The sequence below is a fragment of the Lentzea sp. NPDC003310 genome (assembly GCF_040610935.1).
Taxonomy (GTDB): domain Bacteria; phylum Actinomycetota; class Actinomycetes; order Mycobacteriales; family Pseudonocardiaceae; genus Lentzea.
In genome coordinates, this window is sequence record NZ_JBEXNC010000019.1 from 188,612 (window position 1) to 205,571 (window position 16,960).

The following is a 16,960-nucleotide window of genomic DNA, read 5'->3' on the forward strand; positions in this document are numbered from 1 at the left end:
AGTATTCCGGGCGATGACCAGCCCAGATCTGCGCCACCACGGTGACGTCGACGCCGCACCAGGCCTCGCCGACTTCGCCGTCAACGTGCGGGTGCCGCACCCGCCCGGTTGGCTGCGCGACCGGTTGGCCGCGGCGCTCGGCGAACTGGGGCGCTACCCCTCGAAGCTCGCCGAAGATCGCGCTCGTGAGGCAGTCGCACGCCGCCACGGGCGCTCACCGGACGAGGTCCTGCTGCTCAACGGTGCCGCCGAGGGCTTCGCGCTGCTGCCGAAGCTCGCGCCGCGCCGTGCCGCGATCGTCCACCCCGGGTTCACCGAACCCGAGGTGGCGTTCCGCGATGCCGGGATCCCCGTGGAGCACGTCCTGCTCGACGGCGACTTCCGCCTCCGCGACGTGCGTTCCGACGCCGACCTGGTCGTGATCGGCAACCCGACCAACCCGACGTCCGTGCTGCACGAGGCCGCCGCGCTCAAGGCATTGCCGGGCAGGCTGGTCGTCGACGAGGCGTTCATGGACGCCGTGCCCGGCGAGCCCGAGTCGCTCGCGCACGACCCCGACGTGCTCGTGCTGCGCAGCCTGACCAAGACGTGGGGTCTCGCGGGCCTGCGCGCCGGCTACCTCCTGGGCGACCCGGAGACGCTCGCGCGGCTCGCGCACGGCCGTCCGCACTGGCCGGTGGGCAGCCTCACGCTGGAGGCGATCACCGCGTGCTGCGAGCCCGAGGCGCTGGAGCAGTCGGCCCGGTTCGCGCGGGAGGCGCAGGAGTACGCCGCGCATGCGTTGGAGCAGCTCCAAGACCTGGTCGTCGTTGCCCCGAAGGGGCCCTTCCTGCTGATCAGGGCACCCCGGGGAGCGCGGCAGGCGTTGCGGGACAAGGGGATCGCGGTGCGCCGCTGCGACACGTTCCCCGGTCTCGACGACACGTACCTGCGCGTGGCGATCCGGCCGCCCGAGGAGTTCGCGGTGTTCGTGGACGCGTTGCGCGTCGTGATGGAGGAACTGGCGTGAAGCTCGCCGACGTGATCGCGGTCCTGGAGACCGCGTATCCGCCGAAGACCGCCGAGAAGTGGGACGCGGTCGGCCTGGTCTGCGGTGACCCGGCCGAGGAGGTCGGCAGGGTCCTGGTGTGCGTCGACCCCACGTCGTCCACTGTGGACGAGGCGGTCGAACGGGGCGCGCAGCTCGTCCTCGCGCACCACCCGCTGCTCCTCAGGGGCGTCAACGGCGTCCCGGCCGACGACCCCAAGGGCGCGTTGGTGCACAAGCTGATCCGCAACGGCGCCGCGCTGTACTGCGCGCACACCAACGCCGACGCCGCGTTGCCCGGCGTCTCGGACGCGCTGGCGAAGGCCATCGGCCTCACCGTCACCGGTCCGCTCGACGCCGAACCACCGGACTCCGACACCGGCATCGGCCGCATCGGTGAGCTCTCCGAGGCCGAACCGCTGCGCGTCTTCGCCCAGCGCGTGGCCGACGCCCTGCCCGCCACCGTGCAGGGCGTGCGGGCGGCCGGCGACCCGGAACGCCTGGTCAAGCGCGTCGCGGTGTGCGGAGGCGCGGGCGACAGCTTTCTCGGCGCGGTGACGCGCGCGGGCGTCGACGCCTACGTCACGGCCGACCTGCGGCACCACCCGGCGAGCGAGCACGTCGAGTCCGGCGGGCCTGCTCTGGTCGACGTCGCGCACTGGGCCAGCGAGTGGCCGTGGTGCGAGCAGGCGGCGGAGATCCTGCGCGCCGCCTTCGGCGGTAGGGTCGACGTACTCGTCTCCACTCGCCGGACCGACCCGTGGACCGTAGGCGCGACGAGCTCAGCAGCAGGAGGACTTGCGTGAAAGCCGATCCCGCAGTGCAGCGCAGGCTGCTCGACCTGGCCGAGGTCGACGCCGAACTGGCGCGTGTCACCCACCGGCGCCGCACCCTGCCGGAGATCGCGGAGATCACCGAGGTCGAACAGCAGGTCCGCACCAAGCAGGACGCGCTGGTGGCCGTCGAGACGACGCTGACCGACCTCGACCGCGACGTGAAGCGCCAGGAGACCGAGATCGACCAGGTCCGCGCCCGCGGCGAGCGCGACCGCAAGCTGATGCAGTCCGGCTCGGTCGGCGCCAAGCAGCTCACCGACCTCGAGCACGAGCTCGCCACCATCCAGCGCCGTCAGGGCATCCTCGAGGACGACCTGCTGGAGCTGATGGAACGCCGCGAGGCCGTCGACGCCGACGTCTCGTTCGCGCGCGTCGAGCTCGACAAGGCCGGCCAGACGCTGGAGGACGCCACGCGCCGCCGTGACGCCGCCCTCGCCGACCTGGAAGCCGTCGAGAACCGCCGCACCGCCGACCGCGCGGTGATGGCCAAGGGCTTCCCGGACGACCTGCTGAAGCTCTACGACCGCCAGCGCGAGCAGCGCGGCATCGGCGCGGCACCGTTCCAGTCACGCAGCTGCGGCGCGTGCCGGATCGAGCTCGACCGCAGCGCCCTCGCGAAGCTCAAGGAGGCGGCGGCCGACGAGGTCGTGCGCTGCGAGGAGTGCGGCACGATCCTGGTCCGCATCGCGCAGCCGAACGCTTAGCCTCACGACGTGCGAAAAGGGGGTCGCCCACCAGGGCGGCCCCCTTTTCGCGTCACACGGCGCGGCGCAACCGCAGCGCCGAGACGAGGAAGAACACCCCGCCGATCGCCGCGTACCCCGCGAGGTTGCGCAGGTTCGCGTCCGCCCCACCGGCCTGCAGGAAGAACGACGTGCCGGCGAGCGTCGAGATCCCGCCGCTGAGGATCATCGGCCACTGCCCGCCGTAGCTCCGTCGGACCAGCGCGACCACGAGCTGCGCCACGCCCGACACCACGGCCCAGACACCCCACACCCGCAGCACCGCGGGGATCCCGGACGTCACCGCGAACGCCAGCCCGGCCGCCGCGAGCGTGCTGACCGCGATGTTCGCGTACAGCGCCACCTTGCCGGTCTTGGCCGTGCGGCTGTCCACGACGATCGCGGCCACGTCGAACAGCGGGTAGAGCACCAGCAACGTGCCGCTGACGGCCCCGATCTCCGTCGCGGTCAGGAACAGCAGCACCGCCCACACGACCGCGAACCCGAAGCGGACCAGGTAGAGCGTGCGGAGGGCGGGGGCGAGGGTGGCGGGTGCGTCGATGCTCACGGCTAGTCCTTAGAGAGGGAGAACGTTCTTTCTACTTCGAGGCTGGCAGCGTCGACCCGACCTTGTCAAGACCGAACGTTCTCTCTGCTACCTTCGAAGGCGTGACCCGCACCGCGTCCGACGCCCGTAACCGCCTGCTGGAGACGGCCAGCCGGCTGTTCTACGGCGAAGGCCTGCACTCCGTGGGCGTCGACCGCATCCTCGCCGAGGCGAAGGTCACGCGCGCCACCATGTACCGCCACTTCGCCGGCAAGGAGGACCTGGTCCTCGAGTACCTGGCGGTGGCGGACCGCGCGACTCGCGAGAACGTCGAAGCGGGCGTGGCCGCCGCGAAGACCGAGGCCGACGCCGTGCGCGCGGTGGCGGCGGTGATCGCCGCGCACATCCAGGCGGCGGGCTTCCGGGGTTGCGCCTTCCTGAACGCCGTCGCGGAGTACGCCGACCCGCTCCACCCCGTCCACCAGGCCGTGCAGGCGCACCGCCAGTGGTTCCTCGACACGGTCACGGACCTGCTCGCGCGCGTCGGCGACACCCCCGCCGACCACGACGGCCGGCACTTCGTGATGCTGCGCGACGGCGCGTACGCGGCCGGGTGCCTAGCCGATCCCGGCCCGATCGCCGAAACCTTCCAGGCGGCCGTCGAGGGCATCGTCAGGGCGCGCACCCCTCAGCGCTGACTGGCCTCCAACCACGGCACGACCGCGGCCACGAACCCGTCCGGACTGGTCATGGGCCGGCCGTTCATGGTGGCGACGAGGTGCTCGACCCCGAACAGCGCGTCCCAGGTCCGCGCCCTCCGGTAGGTCTCCGCCGAGACCGCTTTCCGGACGTTCTCCCACCCGTGCCAGGCCATCAGCGCGGCGTCGATCGCCGGATCGCCGGGCATGGCGTTGTCCCAGTCGAGGACGCCGAGCAGCTTCCCGTCCTCCGTCCAGTGCACGTTCGACCCGCTGAGATCCCCGTGCACCAACGAGTCGGGCACGGGTTCCAGCTCCAGCGCGGCCTCGAGCCGTTCCCCTGCCTCGGCCTGCCAGCGTTCGGGCAGGCGCGGGAGGATCTCGTCGGCGATGATCGCCGACCACCGTGGCCCTTTCCCGCGACCGTCCAGCGCTTCCATCAGGTCGTCGGTCAGCGGGACTTCGCCGATGGCCTTCAGCACCTCGGCGATCTGCGCCGGGTCGCCTTCACCCTTCGGCAGCGCCGTGCCGCCGATCCACGACACGGCCACCGCCTTCCGGCCACCGAACTCGGTGACCGGGGTCAGCGGCTGCGGGACCTGGAACGGCAGGTCGATCTTCGCGAGCCGACGCAGCACCTCGATGCGGCGGGGCATCGAGGCAGCGCCCAGGGGACGTCTGCTGACGCGGACGGCCGCGACGCCCGGCACGAGCAGGACGTGGTGGGTGTTGCCTTCGGCGGCCAGGACCGCGGTGTCCAGGTCGGTGCCGGGGAGGAGGGCGTCGGCGATCTCCAGCAGGTCCGGTTCGGCCTCGATCATGGGAACACCCTGTCACAGCGGGACCCCGGTTCCCGGAACACGCCGGAGGACGTCAGATGATGATGTCGAACATGTTCCAGCCGAGGCCAAGTCCTTAATGGACACCGAGCGGAACGACCAGCTCTTCCTCGGCCGTCAACACCTCACCGCCGAACGCGCGCCGCGCAGCGACCACCGCGGCCGCACGGTCGTTGCCGGGCCAGAAGTGGCTGAGCATCAGCCGACGCGCCCCGGCCCGGCCAGCCCAGTACCCCGCCTCACCGGACGTGAGCAGGTTCCGCTGCGGCCGCCGCTCCTCACCGTCGCGGTCGGTGGCATCGACGATGTACAGGTCGGCGTCCCGCCCGAGTTCGGCGAGCGCCGAGTCAGGACCGGTGTCACTGGTGTAGGCCAGGACCGTCCGCCCGGCCTGCAACCGGACACCCGCGTTGGGCACGTAGTGCGGCAGCAGCACGCCGGTGAGCTCGAACGGCCCGACCTGGTGGGTGCCAGGCAGTTCGTGGACGTCGAAGACGGCGCGCAGGTCGACCTCCGGCTCCAGCCCGCCCAACCTGGTCAGCACCCCCGGCGGGCAGTACAGGGGCAGTCTGCGGCCGGTCCCGCCGTAGAGCAGCATCCGGAACAGCCCGTGCAGGTCGACGCAGTGGTCGGGGTGCTCGTGGGTGATCACAACGGCGTCGACGACGGCGTCCGGGCAGTGGGCCAGCAGGCGGGGGAGGGTGGCGTAGCCGAGGTCGAGCACCAGCCGGAAGCCGTCCCACTCCACCAGGAAACCGCTGCACGCCCGGCCCGGTTCCGGGTACGCGCCACAGCCGCCGAGCACCGTCATCTGCCGCATGGCCCCAGCTTGCCCCGGCGGCGCGGGCGCCGTGTGATCTTGGACGGGGTGCCAGCCTGCGAGGTCGGTACAAGCAAAAACCCCCACGCGGCTGATGTCTCCATCAACCCCGTGGGGGTTCATCTGTGTCCGAGGGGGGACTTGAACCCCCACGCCCTTACGGGCACTAGCACCTCAAGCTAGCGCGTCTGCCATTCCGCCACCCAGACTGATGTGAACAGAATACAGGCCTCCGGAGGGCCCCTGAACGCGGGGTTACGATCGCCCCGTGAAGGTGATCGTCGAGGCGGACGGCGGCTCTCGGGGCAACCCCGGTCCGGCCGGGTACGGCGCCGTCGTGCGCGACAAGCTCACCGGCGATACGCTGGCCGAGCGCAAGGGTTTCATCGGCGTCGCGACCAACAACGTGGCCGAGTACCAGGGGCTCATCGCGGGGCTCCGGGCTGCGGCCGAGCTGCGCGCCGAGGTCGTCGACGTGCGGATGGACTCGAAGCTCGTCGTCGAGCAGATGTCCGGGCGCTGGAAGATCAAGCACCCCTCGATGCAGCCGCTCGCCCGCGAGGCCCGGGAGGTCGCGGAGAGCTTCGCGAAGATCACCTACGAGTGGATCCCGCGTGAGCGCAACAAGCAGGCTGACCGGCTTGCCAACGAAGCGATGGACCAGGAGAACGAAGCCGAGAAGGCCGAGGGGGACAAGCAGCCGCACTGGAGCGGGGCTGTGGGCGATCCCACACGGATCATCCTGCTCCGGCACGGGCAGACGAAGCTCAGCGTCGACCGGCGGTACTCGGGGCGTGGTGACCACCCGCTGACCGAGCTCGGGCTGGAGCAGGCGGAGAAGGCCGCGGCACGGCTCTCCAAAGTGGACGGCATCTCGGCCGTCATCTCCTCACCGCTGCAGAGGGCGCAGCAGACCGCCGGCAAGCTCGCGGACAAGCTCGGGCTCGAGGTCGTCACGCACCAGGGGCTGATCGAGACCGACTTCGGCATGTGGGAGGGGCTGACGTTCGCCGAGGCGAGCGCTCAGGACCCCGAGGTGCACCGCAGGTGGCTCGGTGACACGTCGGTGAAGCCGCCGGGCGGGGAGAGCTTCGACGAGGTGCACGCTCGGGTGCGAAGGGCGCGCACGGACATCATCGCCCGGTACGGGGGCAAGGCGTTGGTGCTGGTCAGCCACGTCACGCCGATCAAGACGATGCTCCGGCAGGCGTTGGACGTCGGGCCGCAGTTCCTGTTCCGGATGCACCTCGACCTCACCGGCGTCTCGATCGCCGAGTTCTACCCGGACGGGCACGCGTCGGTGAAGCTGGTCAACGACACGTCGCACCTCAGCTGACCTTGCGCAGCAGCCTCGGCGTCAGGGCCGTGGTGAAGCGGTCGGTCGCCGCTGCCAGGGCGGCGGCCGTGGCCGGGGTCGAGACGTTCTGGTCCAGCACGAACTCGCCGCGCACCACCTGGTCCGCGCCCTTGGCGGCGAGCAGCGGGTGCAACGCGTAGTCCATCGCGACCAGGAAGCCCTGGCTGCCGCCCGTCGCTAGAGGCAAGACGGCTCGGCCGCGCAGAGCCTTTTTCGGCAGCAGGTCGAGCAACGCCTTGACGAGGCCGCTGTACGCCGCGCGGTAGACCGGCGAGGCGACGACCACGCCGTCCGCGGACAGCACGCTGCTCACGGCCTCGGCGATCTCCGGGTCGCGCAGGTCCTCGGTCAGCAGCGACAACGTGGGCAGCGACCGCACGTCGAGCAGCGTGACGCGGTGGCCGGCGGCCCGCAGCTGCTCCTCCACGAGCGACACGACGACACCGGTCGGCGCGGAGTGGGACGGCGCGCCGGAGATGATCAGCAGATCGGACATGACGGGGCACTCCCTGAGGTGGCGGGCAAGAGCGGCGCACTCAGCGGAGGCAACACAGGCTTGCTGCCACGCGGCCGTAGTCGACGTGGCGACGTCGTGTCATGCCTGGAGTCAACCAACGTCCGCACCGGTGGACAACCACGTCCAGACGCTGGGATATCCTGGTGGACGCGGATGAGTCGGCAGGGCGGCCGCGGCGCGCGAGCGTCGAGGAAAGTCCGGACTCCACAGGGCAGGGTGGTTGTTAACGGCAACCAGGGGCGACCCTCGGGACAGTGCCACAGAAAGCAGACCGCCTCGGCGAAAGTCGCGGTAAGGGTGAAACGGTGGTGTAAGAGACCACCAGCGCCCCAGGTGACTGGGGCGGCTAGGTAAACCCCACCCGGAGCAAGGCCAAGAGGGTGCCGCGAGGCACCTGCGCGAGCGTTCGAGGGCTGCCCGCCCGATGCTCGCGGGTAGGCCGCTAGAGCCTGTCGGTGACGGCAGGCCCAGATGGATGGCCGCCGACTGGGACCTCGGTCCCACGAACAGGATCCGGCTTACATGCCGGCTCATCCGCCTGTATGCATGGAGCCATGCTCTCGCACCTGGAATGCGCCCGTTGCGGCCGCGAACACGACGCCGACGCCGTCCAGAACCTCTGCCACGAGTGCGCGTCGCCGCTGCTCGCCCGCTACGACCTCGCGAGGGTCGGCAGGCCGACGGCGGAGAACTCGCTGTGGCGCTACCGCGACGTCCTGCCGGTGCGCGCCGTCGACCCGGCGTTCAGCCTCGGCGAGGGCATGACGCCGCTGGTCCCGTTGCCCGCGCTGAGCCGGGCGCTGGACGTGACCGTGCTCATGAAGGACGAGTCGCTCGTCCCGACCGGCTCGTTCAAGGCCCGTGGCGCGGCCGTCGGCGTGGCGCGGGCGAAGGAGCTCGGCATCGAGGGCATCAAGATGCCGACCAACGGCAACGCGGGCGCTGCGTGGGCCCTGTACGCGGCCCGCGCCGGCATCCGCAGCGTCATCGCGATGCCCGAGGACGCCCCGCTGATCACCCGCGAGGAGGTCGAGGCGAGCGGCGCCGAGCTGCGGATCGTGCCCGGCACCATCGCCGACGCCGGCAAGGCGATCGCGGACGTCGACCTGTTCGACGCCTCGACCCTGCGCGAGCCGTACCGCATCGAGGGCAAGAAGACGATGGGGTACGAGATCGTCGAACAGCTCGGCTGGCGCGTCCCGGACGTGATCGTCTACCCGACCGGCGGAGGGGTCGGGCTCATCGGGATCCACAAGGCGCTGCAGGAGATGCGCGAGCTCGGCTGGATCTCCGGCGAGAAGCTGCCGCGGCTCGTGGCCGTGCAGTCCACCGGGTGCGCGCCGATCGTCAGGGCGTTCGAGGAGGGCAGGGCGGAGTCGGTCTTCTGGGACGGCGCGTACACCGACGCGTTCGGCATCAACGTGCCGAAACCGTTGGGGGACTTCATCATCCTGCGCGCGATCAGGGAGACGAACGGCATCGCGGTCGCGGTGACCGACGAGCAGATCGCGGCCGACCGCGCGGAGACCGCCCGCCTCGAAGGCACTTTCCTGTGCCCGGAGGGGGCCGCGACCGTCAGCGCCGTCCGGGTGCTGCGCGACAGCGGCTGGCTTTCGGCGAACGACGAAGTGGTCGTGCTGAACACCGGTGCGGGCATCAAGTACCCAGCTGTCCGCCTCTAGATCCTGCGCTACCCCAAGGGTGTTACAGAATTTCGGCCGTTCGAGTGGTGCGCCGCGCACAAGTGGCCACTGTCGGTATCACGGCGAAACACCCCAGATCCTCCTCACAGACGGCCGGCCCCTGCAGCCGGCCGTCCCCAAGGGAGGGAAGAGACATGCAACGCAAGCTGACGGTGGTGCTGGCCCTGTCCAGCCTCGTCACCGCGGGAGCAGTCGGTGTCGCGACCGCCGACGCCACCGAGTTACCCGTCTACGGGGTGAAGAGCTCCGGTCTCGACCAGGAGCAGGCGCAGAGGCTGCAACGGGCGTTCGGCCTCGAGAACGTCGAGAGATCCGAGTCCGGCGTGGTGTCCTTCACGGACGAGCGGAGGTTCCAGCACCTGCCGACCGTCGACAAAGGACAGGGCAAGCCGGACGAGGACGGCAACGCCACCACCCAGACCGCCCTCGACACCGAGGCGCTGAAGCGCATCAAGACCATCCCCACCGACGAGGCCGCCAAGCGCGCGCAGGAAGGACTCCGCGCCGCCGGCGTCCTGCCCGCCAACGCGACGCCCACCGCGCAGTTCACGACGTTCGAACTCGCGGATCCCAACGGGCGCAACGCACTCACGGCCAACCTCGACACGAGCGTGTCGTACACGTTCCAGCTCGACGGCATCCCGCTGGAGGGCGAGGGCGCGAACATCCGCCTCTCGTTCGACGCGCAGGGCGTCACGGCCGTCAGCCACGCCGCCCGCACCTACGACAAGGCCGGCACGGTCAAGGTCAACGACCTCGCGTACGGCGCCAAGCTCTGCCAGAAGTACCTCGGCGCGGAGGTGAAGCCGGAGGTCGGCTACGTCTACGTGGCGGCGCCGCTCGAGGAGAAGGTCGAGCAGGTCGAGCCGTCGTTCCGCTGCACCGGCCGCAACGCCGACGGCGGAGCCCCGCAGGCCATCACCCTGCCGGCCGCGGTCGGCGCCGAACTGCCCCAGCCCGGCCCCGGTCAGGAACCGCGCCCTGACGCCGGGTCCCAGTTCAAGGCCCAGGCCGCCGGCACGCAGGTCGGCAGCGAGGGCACCGGCGTGTGCTCGGGCCTGCCGAACACCGTCGCGAACATCGGCACGTTCAACTCCGAGGCGAGCACCCACGGCATCCCGCGCGCGTTCAGCTGGCTCGACCACAACGCGTGGGAGAGCGACTTCAAGGACCCGGCGTTCGCGGGCGGCCAGGACACCTACTGGGCCGACGACGTCGACCTCACCTACTGGCAGGGTCACGGCAGCGGCACCGGCTTCTACTTCAGCGGCTGCTCGAACCACAACGACACCAAGCTCGCCAACACCGAGGCGCGCTGGGGCAACAACGACGTCGAGTGGATGAGCCTCTTCACCTGCCTGATCCTCGAGGACACGACCGGCGGCCAGAACTGGGCGCAGCGCTGGGGTCAGGCCTTCCGCGGCCTGCACCAGATCAACAGCTTCACCACGGTCAGCTACAACTCGGCCAACCACGGCGGCAAGTTCGCCCACTACATGTGGCGCAGCGGCCCGATGAAGGTCCGCAGCGCGTGGGCGCAGGCCAGCATCGACACCCAGCCGGCGTCGGTCCGGTGGGCGACCATGGGCGTCTACCTGCCCTCGAGCGGTGGCCTGGGCAACTTCGACGACTACTTCTGGGGCAAGGGCTCGGTCGGGCCCGACTACGCCTCGACCGGGTGGTTCTGGAGGATCTCCGGAGCCAGCTAGCAGCGTGACGCAGGACGAAGCCCGGCGGCCGTGAGGTCGCCGGGCTTCACCGGTTCGCGGGGCGCCCGGACGGCATCCGCAGCACCGGCCGGAACGGCTCCCCGCCGTTGTACAGCTCCTCCAGCTCGGTCACGTACGCCAGCACCGCCGGGTTCACGATGTCCGCGAGCGACCGCACCCCCGCCTGCGGCTCGTACGACGCGAGGTAGGTGGCCGCCGCACGGGCGCGCTCGAGCACCGAGCGGTCGAAGTTGATCGTCCGCTGGACCCGGCGCCGGGATTGCGCGCTCTGCCCGGTAGGCTCGTCCACGCCTGGAGCACTAGGGGAGGCTGTGATTCCGTCCACACTTCCGTCCGGCACGAGGTCAGGTTCGAGCATGAACGAATCTCCTCGGAGTCGTGGCTCCGGAGCGCGCCCTCGCCGGGGCGCCGAACCGGCCGATCAGGGCGTTCACATGGGTGTACACGTGCGCGTGTTTGAGACGCACGCACTGTGGGTGACCAGGGCGTTCGCAGTCGGGTGAACCTTGGCGGTGACGGAGAGAATCTCGATCCAGGTGTTCCCCACTGACCTCTCCTCAGTGATGATGTGTCGGCCAGATTAGACGTAATTCCTCCCAGGGGGAACGGCCAGATGATCTACAGCCCGCCACAAGTGCCCCACACCTCGTGAAGAACTCGTGTTCTACTCGTAGCGCAAGCCCCAGCGCACTCTGGAGTAAGAAATGACCGCCATGGACCTGGTGACACTCGCTCAGCAGCAGCCGACGGTGCCGGGCACAAGCAACGTCCGTGACTGGATCCTGGGCAACATCGTTCCTCTGCTGCTGCTGACCGTCGCCCTCCTGCTGCTCTGGCTCGGCGGCGGCAAGGGTGACAACGCCGGCGTCATGCGCCGCCTCGGTGGCGTGATCGTCGCACTGGCCATCATCGGCCTCGCGGTCACGACCGACGCGGGCTCGAACATCGGCAAGTGGCTCGCCGGTCTGTTCGTCGGAGGCTGACACGTGCGGGTTCGCACTGACGACGAGGTCTACCGGGTCGACGCCGTCTGGCTCGGCCCGCCCAAAGCGACTTTCCCCTGGCGCGCGCGATACGTCGCGTGGGGCGTCGGGATCGTCGTGTTCCTCGTCGTACTCACGATCGAGCGGCAGATGGGCATCGGGTTCGGGTTCTTCTCGACCGCGTGGGCCCTCGTCGCCACGATCATCCTCACGCGCTTCATCACCCAGCGGATCAGTCACGAACGGCCCCTCACGGCCGTCGGCACGATGTGGGTCCGCGAGCTCACCGCACCTCGAGAGCGCACGGCAAGCACCGGTGGAGCGGCCAGCGCCGCCCGGATCCGGGTCAGCTCGCAGCGGCCTCGTCCCAAGTTGAGCAAGAAACAACAACTCCGGGCGAGACAGCAGGCCCAGCCCCGCCGGACGCCAGACAGCCGTAAGAAGGAGGTTCGCGGTGTTCGGAAGCCGGCGAGACCGTGACCGTCGCTCCGCTCAGCACATCGCCCAGCACGCCGCTGCCGACCCGCGCGACCGCGACAGGGCCGCGTACTCGAAGCGTGGCCGCCGCCTGCCCGGCGAGACGGCCGTGCCGAGCTACACCCCGTCGATCGCCGCCCGCAGCATCGACGGTCACCTGCTGCGCACCGGCCAGGAGGTCTACGCCTGGTACCGGCTCGCGCCGCAGCGCTGGTCGTTCCGCAGCGACTCGCAGCGCCAGGACCTGATCGCCGCCATCGCGGGCCAGTACGCCGAGCTGCAGGGCCGCTGGATGCACCTGCGCGTCACCACGCGGCCGTACCCCATCCGCATGTGGGCCGAGGCGCACGTGCACAACGCCGTCAAGCGCCTCCCGGACACCCCGGGCACTCTGTCGTTCGACGACTACATGGTCGGCGAGCAGCAGCAGCTGATGGGCCGCTCGATGGCGGAGAAAGAGGTCTACCTGGGCGTTCAGGTGCAGACCCGCAACATGATGGACCGCGCCGTCGAACGCGCGGCCCCCGTGCTGCGCAAGGTCTTCCCGGACGCCGTCGACGCCGAGCTCGTGGCCCTGGACTCCGAGGTCGAGCACCTCGACCAGGTCATCGGCTCCGCCGGTCTCGAAGGCCGTCCCGCGACGGCCGAGGAGATGTCCTGGCTGATGCACCGGTCGTGCTCGCTGGGCCTGCCCGCGCCGCGCAACCTGCCGGCCGTGCCCGGCGCCGCGTGGGAACCGGAGGACCTGGCGTCCTTCACCGACGCCGCGGACTTCCACCAGGAGCCCTACTCGCCGACCGTCACGGTCCGGGGCCGCACCGGCTCGAACGCGGGCATCCGGCGGCACGTCGCCGTGCTCACCGTCGGGCTGATGCACGGCCTGCAGATCCCCGAGGTCGACGACCCGTGGGTGCAGCGCGCCGACCGCCTGCCCGCGAGCGTCGAGTGGTCCGCCCGCATCTACGTGCGCAAGCCCGAAGAGGTCTCGGGTGAGCTGTCGCGGCAGATGAGCAAGGTCCGCTCGCAGGTCCGCCACTACACCGACGAGCACGAGCTCGAACCGCCGCAGTCCCTGGCCCGCCAGGCCGGCCGCGTGCTGGAGATCGACGACGAGATGACCTCGGGCTTCACCGCGCTGGGCACCCGGGTGCGCAGCTGGTGGCGCCTCGCGGTCAGCGGCCCGACCGAGCGCGAGGCGCTCAGGCTCGCCCAGTCGCTGCTGGAGCTGTACAAGCCGAAGGTCGCGATCGAGCACCCCGAGGCCCAGTACGCGATCGCCCGCGAGTTCATACCCGGCGAACCGCTGTCCAACGGCGCGTACCTGCGCCGCGGCAGCGTGCTGTGGGCCGCGTCCGCCGTCCCCACGGCCACGGCCGAGGTCGGCGACCGCCGCGGCATCCTGCTCGGCGAGACCGTCACGGCCACCCGCCGCCCGGTCGCGTGGGACCCGTGGATGGCGCAGGAGCTCCGCGACGCCTCGGGTCTGACGGCGATGGTCGCGGGCCTGGGTGCCGGTAAGTCGTTCCTCGGCGGCGGCATGGTCTACAAGACGCTGCGCGCGGGCGCCCACTGGACGTTGCTCGACCCGTCCGGACCGCTGTCGGCGCTGTGTGAACTGCCGGAGCTGCGCCCGTACGCCCGGCCGATCAACCTGCTCAACGCCCAGCCCGGCATCCTCAACCCGTACCGGGTGGTCGCCGAGCCGATGATCGAGCACTTCCTCGACGAGGACGACCCCGAACGGGCCTGGCGCCGGGAGAAGGCCCTCGCGGCCGCCACCCGCCGCCGCCTCGTGCTGGACGTGCTCACCGGCCTGCTGCCGTTCGAGGTCGCGCGTCTCCCGCAGACGCGCATCGTGCTGCTGCGCGCGGTCCGCACGGTCGGTGGCCGCTTCGACGCCCACCCCGGTCTCGTCTTCGAGGCGCTGCGCCGCGACGCGTCCGAGCACCACGAGCACGCCGTCGTCGTCGCGGACTTCCTCGACGAGATGCGCGAGCGCATGTCGCTGCTCATCCCCGAGGAGAACCACGACCCGTACAACGAGGTGCGCGACGACCGCCTCACCGTCCTCACGATGGCAGGCCTGAACCTGCCGAAGGACGGCGTCGGCCGCGAGCACTGGACGGACGCGGAGTCGCTCGGCGTCGAGATGCTGAACCTCGCCGCCTGGCTCACCCAGCGCTCGATCTACGAGAAGCCGAAGGACCAGCGCAAGGGCGTCTGGATCGACGAGGCGTTCTTCCTCTCCGAGGTCCCGACCGGTCGCGTGCTGATGAACCGCTTCGCGCGCGACTCGCGCAAGTGGAACGTCCGCGTGCTGCTGTCCTCGCAGATCCCGGCGGACTTCCTCCGGATCCAGGGCTTCGTCGCCCTGCTCGACTCGGTCTTCGTCGGCCGTCTCGACGACGACCAGGCGCAGGCGGACGCGCTGCGGCTGCTCAAGGTGCCGGTCGGCGCCGGGTACGAGCAGGTCGTCGCGTCGCTCGGCCGCCGCCCCGGTGGCGACCGCAACGCGACCGAACGCGACCGCGCGCCCCGTCAGTTCATCTTCGGGGACGGCGCCGGTGGCGTGGAGCGGATCCGCATCGACTTCAGCGGACCGCACCTCGAGCACCTGCGCAACGCCCTCGACACGACGCCGGACGCCAAGCGCGACACCGGTGCCGAGCTCGTGCCGGCGGACCAGAACGCGGCCCCGCAGCCGCCCGCCTACGTGCCCGACGAGATCGACGACGAACTGGCGGCGGACATGGAACTCGGACTGACGGAGGAAGAGGCCCATCTTGTGGGCCACGGTGACGGGTCCAACCGCCGCCGGGACGGCGGCGCATGACCGCGCTGACGATCGTGCTCGCGATCGCCGCCTTGCTCTGGGCAAGGCGGCGGTTCGCGCTGCGCGCGTCAGCACGCACCAAGGCGGTCGGCGTGGTCGCCGCGATCCTCGCGCTGCAGGTCGTGATCGGCGCCCCGGCGTACGCCCAGGCCTGTGGTGAGGCACCGAACCCGGAACGCCCCGGCGCGGGCATGGTCGGCGCGCTCGACCCGCCCGTCGGCAACGGCCTGCCCGGCTCGCCGTACCTCGAGTACGGCTACGCGGGCATGGTGTGGCACCAGTACCAGGCCAAGTGCGGTGTCCTGCCGGACGCCAACGCCACGCTCGACACGTGGGCGGGCAACCAGCTCTTCAGCATCGGCAAGAACATCGTCGGCGCCACGAACGCGCTGCACTACACGGTGATGGGCCGCGGCCTGCTGGTCCCGCTGGACGACGCCGTGAAGAACGGTGTGCAGAAGGTCTACGACAACGTCTACCTGCGCTGGTTCGGGCTGGTGGCGTTGCTCCTCGCGATCCTGATGTTCCGGCAGATCTGGACCGGCGACTTCGCCACGATCTCCAAACGCGGGCTCTGGGCGCTGGCCGCCATGTGGCTGGCCACGTCCACCCTCGCGCTACCCCAGTTCTACAACCTCCTCGACAACACGCTGGTCTCCAAGACCTCGGAGATCCAAGCCGGGTTCATCGAGGCGCCGGAAGAACAAGGCACGCTCCACGTACTACCGACGAAGCTGCACGACGCCGTCGTCTACCAGAGCTGGCTGAGAGGCGCGTTCGGCACGCCCGAGGCCCCGCAGGCCGCCGAGTACGGCCCGCGCATCCTCAAGGCGCAGTCCTGGACGACGGCGGAGATCGCCGAGGGCAAGGACGGCGACCAGGCCGCCCTGGACGCGAAGAAGGCCGAGTGGAAGGCCCTGGAGGCCCAGCTCGGCACCGCCAAGGGCTACTTCGACGGCACCGATGGCAGTCGCACGGGCGCGGGTTTCCTCGCGCTGCTGCAGTCGATCGCGTTCTCGCTGTTCCAGCTGTTCGCGAAGGCCGCAGTGCTGCTGGCCCAACTGCTGCTGCGCATCCTGACGCTCGCCGGCCCGCTCATCGGTCTCGTCGCGCTGCTGCACCACGACCTGCTGCGCAAGGTGGCCCGCGCGGCCGCCGTGACGGTGTTCAACGTGCTGGTGCTCGCGGTCCTCGCGGGTGTCCACGCGCTGCTGTTGCAGGCGATCTTCAACGCGACCGGGCTCTCGCTGCTCACCCGCACGTTGCTCGGCCTGATGCTGACGCTCGTGTGCTTCGTGATCGGCAAACCGCTGCGCCGCATGTGGCAGATGGTCGAGATGTCCGTCGGCTCGGCGAGCAACGTCCTGCCGATGAGCGGTGGCGTCTGGTCGAAGATGGTGAACCGCAAGAAGCAGGCGGGCCCGACGCCGCAGGACGAGTTCTGGGAGTCGGTGCGCGAGAACGACGCCAACGGCGACGAGGTGCCGCAGCGCGGCCGCGGCCGGGTGCGCCCGGAGGCGTCCAACCCGGTCATGGCGACGGCGCAGCGGCTCGACCGCGACTCCCAGCCGAGCCAGATCGTCGGCGGTGGCGACTCCTCGTCGGTGCGCGCGGGCGCGTTGCCCGCGGGATCGGGTCCGGCGGCACTGCCGGCCGCCCGCTCGCGCGTCGTGGACAGCCCGACGGTCACCGACCGGCAGTGGGACAGGGTCGACGACGCGGTGCTCGTGCCGTCGCGCGCCACCCCGTCGTCCATCCCGGTGCAGGAGCCCCGCAGGGCCGAGACGGAAGTGGTGGCGGGACGTCCGGTGCACGTGATCTACCGGCCTTCGCGCGGGTTCGAAGTCAGGGACAACTGAAGGGAGGCGTAG

The 16,960-nt window shown here is 70.7% G+C and carries 16 protein-coding genes, 1 tRNA gene and 1 other RNA gene; 12 read left to right on the forward strand and 6 right to left on the reverse strand.

The genetic code is table 11. The features are described 5' to 3' along the window. The first annotated feature begins 13 nt into the window (after positions 1-13). From cobC to ABZX02_RS34715, 3 genes are read left to right on the forward strand one after another with little or no spacing between them, the layout of a single operon-like run. The gene (cobC, locus tag ABZX02_RS34705) at positions 14-1,009 is read left to right on the forward strand and encodes an Rv2231c family pyridoxal phosphate-dependent protein CobC (protein ID WP_355304729.1); all 996 of its coding nucleotides are present in this window, start codon (positions 14-16) and stop codon (positions 1,007-1,009) included. Next, on the forward strand, positions 1,006-1,833 hold the full coding sequence (locus ABZX02_RS34710) for a Nif3-like dinuclear metal center hexameric protein (protein ID WP_355304731.1): 828 nt from the start codon (positions 1,006-1,008) through the stop codon (positions 1,831-1,833). Before cobC ends, ABZX02_RS34710 begins: the two co-directional genes overlap by 4 nt. Continuing rightward, the gene (locus tag ABZX02_RS34715) at positions 1,830-2,567 is read left to right on the forward strand and encodes a C4-type zinc ribbon domain-containing protein (protein ID WP_355304733.1); all 738 of its coding nucleotides are present in this window, start codon (positions 1,830-1,832) and stop codon (positions 2,565-2,567) included. Before ABZX02_RS34710 ends, ABZX02_RS34715 begins: the two co-directional genes overlap by 4 nt. Before the next feature lie 52 nt (positions 2,568-2,619). Here ABZX02_RS34715 and ABZX02_RS34720 read toward each other — a convergent pair whose 3' ends face one another. Beyond that, entirely contained in the window at positions 2,620-3,153 is a 534-nt protein-coding gene (locus tag ABZX02_RS34720) for a hypothetical protein (RefSeq protein ID WP_355304735.1), read from the reverse strand. Positions 3,154-3,254: 101 nt separating this feature from the next. Between ABZX02_RS34720 and ABZX02_RS34725 the strand changes: the two genes are divergently transcribed. Next, positions 3,255-3,830 carry a helix-turn-helix domain-containing protein gene (locus ABZX02_RS34725; RefSeq protein ID WP_355304737.1) on the forward strand — a complete coding sequence of 192 codons (576 nt, stop codon included), beginning with the start codon at positions 3,255-3,257 and terminating at the stop codon, positions 3,828-3,830. Here the strand turns inward: ABZX02_RS34725 and ABZX02_RS34730 are convergent. The 3 genes from ABZX02_RS34730 to ABZX02_RS34740 form a co-directional block, all read right to left on the reverse strand. Next, on the reverse strand, positions 3,821-4,651 hold the full coding sequence (locus ABZX02_RS34730; protein ID WP_355304739.1) for an aminoglycoside phosphotransferase family protein: 831 nt from the start codon (positions 4,649-4,651) through the stop codon (positions 3,821-3,823). The genes ABZX02_RS34725 and ABZX02_RS34730 overlap by 10 nt on opposite strands. Positions 4,652-4,745: 94 nt before the next feature. After that, entirely contained in the window at positions 4,746-5,489 is a 744-nt protein-coding gene (locus ABZX02_RS34735; RefSeq protein WP_355304741.1) for an MBL fold metallo-hydrolase, read from the reverse strand. A 126-nt stretch (positions 5,490-5,615) separates the two neighbouring features. Continuing rightward, a tRNA-Leu gene (locus ABZX02_RS34740) sits at positions 5,616-5,698 on the reverse strand. Positions 5,699-5,763: 65 nt separating this feature from the next. On the opposite strand from ABZX02_RS34740, the gene ABZX02_RS34745 reads away from it, so the two are divergent. After that, complete coding sequence (locus ABZX02_RS34745) at positions 5,764-6,825, forward strand: bifunctional RNase H/acid phosphatase (RefSeq protein ID WP_355304804.1); 1,062 nt, start codon at positions 5,764-5,766, stop codon at positions 6,823-6,825. On the opposite strand, the gene ABZX02_RS34750 is transcribed toward ABZX02_RS34745, so the two are convergent. Then, complete coding sequence (locus ABZX02_RS34750) at positions 6,818-7,342, reverse strand: NAD(P)H-dependent oxidoreductase (RefSeq protein ID WP_355304743.1); 525 nt, start codon at positions 7,340-7,342, stop codon at positions 6,818-6,820. The two genes, ABZX02_RS34745 and ABZX02_RS34750, sit on opposite strands and share 8 nt — an antisense overlap. Positions 7,343-7,517: 175 nt before the next feature. Between ABZX02_RS34750 and rnpB the strand changes: the two genes are divergently transcribed. The 3 genes from rnpB (at position 7,518) to ABZX02_RS34765 (ending at position 10,775) form a co-directional block, all read left to right on the forward strand. Then, positions 7,518-7,900: RNase P RNA component class A (rnpB, locus tag ABZX02_RS34755), an RNA gene on the forward strand. Between the two features lie 17 nt (positions 7,901-7,917). Further along, positions 7,918-9,045 carry a threonine synthase gene (locus ABZX02_RS34760; protein ID WP_355304745.1) on the forward strand — a complete coding sequence of 376 codons (1,128 nt, stop codon included), beginning with the start codon at positions 7,918-7,920 and terminating at the stop codon, positions 9,043-9,045. Between the two features lie 155 nt (positions 9,046-9,200). Then, positions 9,201-10,775: a DUF6345 domain-containing protein gene (locus tag ABZX02_RS34765; RefSeq protein WP_355304747.1), complete on the forward strand. Its 1,575-nt coding sequence runs from the start codon at positions 9,201-9,203 to the stop codon at positions 10,773-10,775. 46 nt (positions 10,776-10,821) lie between these two features. Here the strand turns inward: ABZX02_RS34765 and ABZX02_RS34770 are convergent, their stop codons facing one another. Next, entirely contained in the window at positions 10,822-11,085 is a 264-nt protein-coding gene (locus ABZX02_RS34770; protein WP_355304749.1) for a hypothetical protein, read from the reverse strand. Positions 11,086-11,500: 415 nt separating this feature from the next. Between ABZX02_RS34770 and ABZX02_RS34775 the strand changes: the two genes are divergently transcribed. Genes ABZX02_RS34775 through ABZX02_RS34790 form a run of 4 tightly spaced genes read left to right on the forward strand, consistent with a single transcriptional unit; the run spans position 11,501 to position 16,948 of the window. Further along, entirely contained in the window at positions 11,501-11,779 is a 279-nt protein-coding gene (locus tag ABZX02_RS34775) for a hypothetical protein (protein ID WP_166055575.1), read from the forward strand. Between the two features lie 3 nt (positions 11,780-11,782). After that, the gene (locus tag ABZX02_RS34780) at positions 11,783-12,259 is read left to right on the forward strand and encodes a hypothetical protein (protein WP_355304751.1); all 477 of its coding nucleotides are present in this window, start codon (positions 11,783-11,785) and stop codon (positions 12,257-12,259) included. Positions 12,260-12,278: 19 nt separating this feature from the next. After that, positions 12,279-15,089 (forward strand): ATP-binding protein, encoded by a 2,811-nt coding sequence (locus ABZX02_RS34785; RefSeq protein WP_355304806.1) that lies wholly within the window; start codon positions 12,279-12,281, stop codon positions 15,087-15,089. Next, the gene (locus ABZX02_RS34790) at positions 15,086-16,948 is read left to right on the forward strand and encodes a hypothetical protein (RefSeq protein WP_355304753.1); all 1,863 of its coding nucleotides are present in this window, start codon (positions 15,086-15,088) and stop codon (positions 16,946-16,948) included. The genes ABZX02_RS34785 and ABZX02_RS34790 overlap by 4 nt, the downstream gene beginning before the upstream one ends. Positions 16,949-16,960 lie beyond the last annotated feature (12 nt).